The sequence below is a fragment of the Sphingobium wenxiniae genome (genome assembly GCF_007830065.1).
Taxonomy (GTDB): domain Bacteria; phylum Pseudomonadota; class Alphaproteobacteria; order Sphingomonadales; family Sphingomonadaceae; genus Sphingobium; species Sphingobium wenxiniae.
Map to the genome: position 1 here is coordinate 1 of NZ_VLKK01000054.1, position 4,486 is coordinate 4,486.

The 4,486-nt window shown below is 59.7% G+C and carries 4 protein-coding genes; 3 read left to right on the forward strand and 1 reads right to left on the reverse strand.

The window, feature by feature from the left end; translation table 11 throughout:
* Window positions 1-155, reverse strand: a 155-nt coding sequence (locus IQ35_RS20590) for a transposase (protein ID WP_479685476.1), incomplete at its 3' end; no start/stop codon positions are given.
* Window positions 156-282: 127 nt separating this feature from the next.
* Here IQ35_RS20590 and IQ35_RS20595 point away from each other — a divergent pair.
* The 3 genes from IQ35_RS20595 (at window position 283) to IQ35_RS20610 (ending at window position 4,169) form a co-directional block, all read left to right on the forward strand.
* The gene (locus IQ35_RS20595) at window positions 283-1,578 is read left to right on the forward strand and encodes a tyrosine-type recombinase/integrase (RefSeq protein ID WP_145076175.1); all 1,296 of its coding nucleotides are present in this window, start codon (window positions 283-285) and stop codon (window positions 1,576-1,578) included.
* A gap of 625 nt (window positions 1,579-2,203) precedes the next feature.
* Window positions 2,204-2,452 (forward strand): helix-turn-helix transcriptional regulator, encoded by a 249-nt coding sequence (locus tag IQ35_RS20605; protein ID WP_145076168.1) that lies wholly within the window; start codon window positions 2,204-2,206, stop codon window positions 2,450-2,452.
* A 214-nt stretch (window positions 2,453-2,666) separates the two neighbouring features.
* On the forward strand, window positions 2,667-4,169 hold the full coding sequence (locus tag IQ35_RS20610) for a DUF3987 domain-containing protein (protein ID WP_145076172.1): 1,503 nt from the start codon (window positions 2,667-2,669) through the stop codon (window positions 4,167-4,169).
* Window positions 4,170-4,486 lie beyond the last annotated feature (317 nt).

Here is a 4,486-nt window from a genome sequence, read left to right on the forward strand (position 1 = left end):
ACCCACTCAAATAGCGTCTGCGGGACGCAGCCGATCTTCTCTGAGATCGACACGATGGCCGCCCAGCGTGATGAATGCTCGGCTTCGTGATCCTGCACCATCCGCACCGCCCGTGCGCGAACCTCGGGTGCAAACTTGTTCGTCGTCTTGCTCATATCGACTCCACTTACTCAGAAGTTGGAGCCTCCGGCAAACCCGGGGCGGTTCAGCTTGATTGTGGGTGCTTGCCGTATCTGTTCCTTTGTTGCTGGTATAGTGCTAGCACGGCGCTGGAGGAACAGTATGGCGAAGCTCACAAAGACGTTCATCGACAAGGTGGAGCCGCCCGCCGAAGGGTATGCCATCCACTGGGACGACAAGCTGCCTGGCTACGGGTTGCGTGTCACCGCTAACGGGGTCCGCAGCTTCGTCGCGCAGGGCAGGGTGAGCGGTAAGGCGATCATCACGACCATAGGCCGCTATGGCCTGTTCACCGAGGAAGCCGCACGCAAGAAGGCGCAGAAGATCTTGCAGGACATGCGCGAGGGGATCGACCCGCGCGCGGTCAACAAGGCAGATGCAGCGATGAAGGTAACGCTTCAAGATGTGCTTGAGGCATATGTCGGTCGTCCCGGCAAATTGAAGGCCAGCACTGCCGCAGAGTATCGCCGCCAAGTTGAAAAGACCTTCGCCAAGTGGGCACCGCTCCCCATTGCCAGCATCACCCGCGACATGGTGAAGGAGCGTCACGCGGCGCTCGTGAAGGGCGGTCTTGAGGGCAAGAAAGCTGCGCCCGCCAGTGCCAATGCTGCATTCGTCACGCTCCGCATCCTGATCCGCTTCGCGATGGATGAATACCGGCAGGCGGATGGCACCCCGCTAATCCGCGACAATCCGGTTGATGCGCTCAAGCACCATTGGGCGAAGCTGGGCACGCGGACGGAGCGTTATATCGACCGGCGCAAGATTGGCGAGGTGTGGAACAAGCTGCACGCCATGCGTGGTGAAGTGCAAGGTTATGAAGCACTTGCATCGGTGGACCTGACTATCTTCGGCCTGCTGACCGGCGCGCGAAGGGACGAGATGGCGACCCTGACATGGGATCGCGTGCATATGGATGACCACGACCCGGCCGAGTGCTGGTGGCATATTACCGACCGGAAGCGCGGCGAGGATTTGCAGATGCCGCTGTCATCTCAGGCGGTGGCGCTGCTCAGGTCGCGCCCGCGCCTCAAGCTGGCGGATGGCACCGAAAGCCCGTTCGTGTTTCCGTCATGGGGCAAATCGGGTCGGATTCAGGATGCCCGCGCTCCCATGCAGGCGATTGGCGAGATTGCAGGTAGGCACCTGTCGCTTCACGACCTGCGGCGCACGTTCACGAACATCGCCATGCGGGAGTGTCTGATTGAGAAGTTCCGCACTGACCTCCTGACTGGCCACAAGCCTGCGTCCGATGACGTTACCTCGCGGTCTTATCTCAACCTCACGCGCCTGAATGAGTGGCTCACGGGTGAGGTGCAGAAGATCGGTGACTGGATTGAGCAGCAGGCCGCTATCGCTGCCAGCAAGAACGTGGTCCCGCTACAGCGCAGCGCGTGACGCACGGGGCGGGCCGCTGTTGCCGGGGTAGCAGCCCCGATCGCGCAGCGCCGCCGGGGTAGGGGCGGCCAAGCACCGATCGCGCCCCACGCCGCCCCGTAGCGAAGTTCTCTTTTCAGCCGGGGTCGAATCGGCTATTCAACAAGCGAGCCAGTCCCTCTGAGGACTACCGTGCATGTCGCTGGCTGCGATATGTGCATTGCGAAAGCGGCGATCATGGTGCCAAACGCCCTGATCCGCCGCTATTTTTGTATCTGGTGGATAGGGGCCTTAGAGGAGGTTCCAATGTCTATTTCACAGAACATCGAAGAGTCAGTGTTCTTCGACGAGGCACACATTCGTGAGCTTTGGACTTCATCTTGGAACGAGATGGATATGCACATCAGAGCCAATCCTAGATTCTCAATGTGCATCGAAGATATTGTCGATTCAGTGAGGGCACACGCGCACAGGATCGTAGGAGACATTGCTTACGACCAAGCGGGACTGCTGTAATATTATCAAACACTGTCGCACTTGTTTGCGCTATAACTAGCTTGCTGGCCCGTTTCTATCATTGATAGGGCGGGTCAGCCCCGTCGCTTAGCTGGGATTCGCTCGCACCATTCTGGCGGGAGTCTCCTGCATGTCAGAAATGACCTTTGAGCAGCTCTGCGAGCTGTTTGCCTACGAACCGAAACGCCGCCCCCTCGACAGTCGAGAGGTTGCCGAACTGCTCGGTGTTCACCCGAACACGATGGAGCAATACCGCTTCCGTGGCGAGGGGCCGCGCTATTTCAGCCCGCCCGGAACGCGCCGCGTTTGGTATGCCGAACTCGATGTTCTGCGTTGGCTCGCTTCCGGCGCTCGTCACAGCACGAGCGAAGCCGCCTGACCCCGATTACCACAATCATGAACAACGGCAGGGTTCGCCGCCCTGCCGTTGCCGGAGATCCACATGACTAGCAGCATATTAACCGGCCTCGCGAGAGGTCCACAATGCCCCAAACATTTTGGGCAAAAATGCGCGCCGCGTAAAAATTGGCCGAGTGCGATTGGCAACGCGCACAGATTGACTACCGCCCCCACCCTCGGCGGGGAGGCGCATCATGACTGATACCCAGCATCCTCGGATCACGCTGGCTCCTGACTTCTTCGCAAAGGCTGATGCGGATCGTGCCCGCATTCAGGCGGATCAGAAAGCGGACTTCCAGCAGCAACTTAGCGAAGCGCGGACACAGGGTGGCGCGTATGTCGGTGACGGTCCCATACCGCCCGCGCAAGGTGCGCTACCCATGCCGCCGGGGTTCGTCGGTGCGCTGGCCCAATACATCTACCAGCACGCACCGCGTCCAGTCGCAGAGGTTGCCATTGTCGGCGCGCTTGGACTGATGGCCGGCGTTGCTGGTCGCGTCTGGTATATCCCGAAGTCTGGTCTCAATCTCTACGTCGTGCTGGTCGCCCGGTCTGCGATTGGCAAAGAGGCCATGCACAGCGGCGTCAACACGCTGGTCCAAGCGGCTCGTGAGTTTTACGGCGAAGCTGAATTGGTGACTGATCCTTCGGACTTCGCTTCGGGGCAGGCGCTGTTGAAGGCGTGCGCCCATAACCCATGCTTCGTCAACTTGGCGGGTGAGCTTGGGCATAAGTTCGCTCTCATGGCGGAGAACCGCGATGCCAGTATGCGGTCGCTCCGAAAGCAGATGACCACGCTCTACTCCAAGTCCGGTCCCGATGGTGTCGCGGGTGGCATCTCCTACAGCAGCCAAGAGAACAACGTCGAATCCACGCAGGCCGTCGCGTTCAGTCTTATCGGTGAGACGACCCCTGGCACCTTTTACGAGTCCATCACCGACGCGATGATGAGCGACGGGTTCATGTCGCGGTTTTGCGTCATCGAGTATCTTGGGGACCGACCCGCGCGCAATCGCGCCCATGTGGACCGACCGCCGGAAGCGCTGGTGAGACACCTTGCCACCATCATGCAGCACGCGGGCAAGGCGTCGGCCATCGACGTCTTTCAGAAGGTGGAATTCAGCCCGTCCGCTCAGTCCTTGCTTGATCTGTTTGATGAGGAATGTGACGCTGGCATCGTCGGTCAAGACGACGAGAACTTGCGCCAGCTTTGGAACCGGGCGCACTTAAAGGCGCTCCGTGTCGCCGCCTTGCTCGCTGTGGGCGATCAGTATCTCAATCCCGTAGTCACCGAGGAGCAGGCGGCGTGGGCAATCGCTCTCGTCCGCCACGGTGTCGCAGCGTTCGATAAGCGCATTCGTCAGGGTGATATAGGCGAGGGCAGCGACGGCGGGCGCGAGCAGAAGGTCTTGGACCTATGCAGGGAGTTCCTGCTTCTGCCTTCTGAGAAGCTGCCTTCATGGCTCAAGCACGGCAAGGCGATGCAGGACGCGAACATCGTTCCGCGCCGATACCTCCAACAGCGCACGCAGCGGCTCGCTGCCTTCGAGCGGCACAAGCTGGGGCATACAGCGGCGCTGAACATGGCGATTAAGACCGCCATGACGAATGGCAATCTCATTGAAGTAAAGAAGGAGCCGCTCGTCGAGCAGTTCTCGTTCTTTGGACAGGCATATCGGCTGCTAAGCGCGAAATGATGGCCACAGTGGCAGGGCTACAATCATCGCCTGCGTTAGCGCACGCAGCCCTGCCACCGGCTCGACCTCCCGGTAACCGTAGCCCAAGTTAGCTGCGGAGAGGCTACAGCCCCAAACCCGCGAAAATCCTAGGGATTCATATGTAAAAAGTAGTGTGTTAGTGCGTTAGCCCTTATTGCTCTCTGCGGCATCATTTCGGCCGTTATAAGGGGTGAGAGCGCGAGCTGTTGATTTCCACTGAGAGTTGACCCGGGATTTTCATCGAGAAGTGACCCGGTTGGAAGGTATGTCCCGCTATGCGGGTGGTGGGTCAAGCG